The organism is Methylophaga sp. UBA1464, from assembly GCF_002325665.1.
In the GTDB taxonomy this organism is placed as follows: Bacteria; Pseudomonadota; Gammaproteobacteria; order Nitrosococcales; family Methylophagaceae; genus Methylophaga.
The window spans coordinates 1,387-3,783 of record NZ_DCSO01000023.1; the positions used below are offsets into that span (position 1 = coordinate 1,387).

Annotated in this window: 3 protein-coding genes; all 3 read left to right on the forward strand. The window is 46.9% G+C overall.

Features of this window, described 5'->3' with window-relative positions; all coding sequences use genetic code 11:
- Nucleotides 1-642, forward strand: a 642-nt coding sequence (locus tag B3O33_RS02350; protein ID WP_292362849.1) for an aminotransferase class I/II-fold pyridoxal phosphate-dependent enzyme, incomplete at its 5' end; no start/stop codon positions are given.
- Nucleotides 643-652: 10 nt separating this feature from the next.
- On the forward strand, nt 653-1,963 hold the full coding sequence (locus B3O33_RS02355; RefSeq protein ID WP_292362214.1) for a homoserine dehydrogenase: 1,311 nt from the start codon (nt 653-655) through the stop codon (nt 1,961-1,963).
- Between the two features lie 37 nt (nt 1,964-2,000).
- Nucleotides 2,001-2,397 (forward strand): pyridoxal-phosphate dependent enzyme (locus B3O33_RS02360; protein WP_292362850.1); only part of this gene is annotated, 397 nt, incomplete at its 3' end.

The following is a 2,397-nucleotide window of genomic DNA, read 5'->3' on the forward strand; positions in this document are numbered from 1 at the left end:
ACCCAGTGCGTTGATCTGGATTTCTTCCAGCGGGTTGTTGATTTTGCCAAAGAGCATCAGATTTGGGTTGTCCATGATTTGGCGTATGGTGAGATCACCTTTGATGGTTATAAAGCGCCATCCATTTTGCAGATCCCCGGCGCGATTGATGTAGCTGTGGAGTTTTATACCTTATCTAAAACCTACAATATGCCCGGATGGCGTGTAGGCTTTATGTCAGGTAATCCTACATTGGTTGCGGCACTGGCCAGGATGAAGTCCTATCTGGATTACGGTATGTTTACGCCGATTCAGGTGGCAGCCATTACGGCTCTGGATGGGCCGCAAGAGTGTGTGGCTGAAATTGTTGAAACCTATAAACAACGCCGTGATGTGTTGTGTGAAGGGTTGAATGCGATTGGTTGGCCTGTAGAAAAACCAAAAGCAACCATGTTTGTATGGGCGAAAATTCCGGAACAATTCCGTGAAATGGGGTCTCTGGAATTCAGTAAGAAACTGCTTAAAGAAGCTAAGGTGGCCGTATCTCCGGGTATCGGATTTGGTGAATACGGCGATGAATATGTGCGTTTCGGACTGATTGAAAATCAGCACCGTACCCGGCAGGCAATCCGTGGTATCCGTGACATGATGAAAAAAGGTTAGGGGGCAAAAAGTGCAATCAGTCAAAATTGGTATTCTTGGCTTAGGCACTGTTGGTAGCGGTACTGTCAGTGTTTTAAAGCGAAATTCTAAAGAAATTAGCCGTCGCGCTGGCCGTGGTATCGAAATTACGCGTGCAGCGGATAAAAATCTGGATTCACCCAAAACCTGTGACCTCACTGGTATTGATTTAACCGATGATGCTTTTTCAGTCGTCAATGACCCGGAAATTCAGATTGTCGTTGAATTGATTGGTGGCACTGGTATTGCCCGCGATTTAGTGATGCAAGCGATTGAAAACGGCAAACACGTTGTTACTGCCAACAAAGCGTTAATCGCCATGCATGGTAATGAGCTGTTTGCCAAGGCTCAGGAAAAAGGCGTCACCATTGCTTTTGAAGCGGCGGTAGCTGGCGGTATTCCTATTATTAAAGCCATCCGCGAAGGTCTGGCAGCAAACCGGATTGAATGGTTGGCAGGTATCATTAATGGAACCGGCAACTTCATCCTTACCGAGATGCGTGATAAAGGCCGTAACTTTGCCGATGTACTGGCTGAAGCCCAGGCGCTGGGTTATGCCGAAGCGGATCCGACATTTGATGTCGAAGGCATTGATGCGGCACACAAGCTGACCATCATGGCCTCTATTGCATTTGGTATTCCGTTACAGTTTTATAAAGCCTATACCGAAGGCATCAGCAAAATTTCCCAGGAAGATGTGCAGTACGCTGAAGAATTGGGCTATCACATCAAACATCTGGGGATTGCCAAAAAAACAGCACAAGGGGTTGAGCTGCGGGTTCATCCGACATTAATTCCAAAACGTCGTTTGATTGCTAACGTAAATGGTGTAATGAATGCCGTGGTAGTAAAAGGCGATGCGGTAGGACCAACGTTGTACTATGGAGCCGGTGCCGGTGCTGAGCCGACTGCATCAGCCGTGGTTGCAGATATCGTGGATATTGTTCGAGCCTTGACCACGGATCCGGAAAATCGTGTACCGCATCTGGCTTTCCAGCCTGATTCGTTAAAGGACACACCAATCTTGCCAATGTCTGAAGTAATTACTTCTTACTACCTGCGAATCAACACGGAAGACAAACCCGGCGTGTTGGCAGACATTACCCGCATTTTTAGTGAGCAGGACATCAATATCGAAGCGATATTACAAAAACAACCGGAAGAAGAAGAAGGTACCGTGCCGATCATCATGCTGACCCAACCGGTAGTTGAGAAAAATATGGATGAAGCTATCGCTCAAATCGAAGCATTAGACACTGTTAAGGATGCGATCATGCGTATTCGCATGGAATCGCTGGGCTGATTTAAACGCCCGTTAAAGAATTAAAGAGGAAACATTTATGCCATTTCGTCCACGCTACACTGGCTTGATTGATCGTTACCGTGACCGTTTACCGGTCAACGATGACACTCGTCTTATCAGTCTTGGTGAAGGTAATACGCCTTTATTAAAGCTGAACAATATCCCCAAACTAATTGGTAAAGATGTTGATATTTACGTCAAATATGAAGGTCTGAACCCAACCGGATCTTTCAAAGATCGTGGTATGACCATGGCAGTAACGAAAGCCGTCGAAGAGGGCAGTAAAGCGATTATCTGTGCTTCTACCGGTAATACGTCTGCTGCTGCGGCGGCTTATGCGGCGCGTGCCGGTATTACCGCATTCGTCATTATTCCGGATGGCAAAATCGCCCAGGGTAAACTGGCTCAGGCCATGATGCACAATGCTGTTGTGG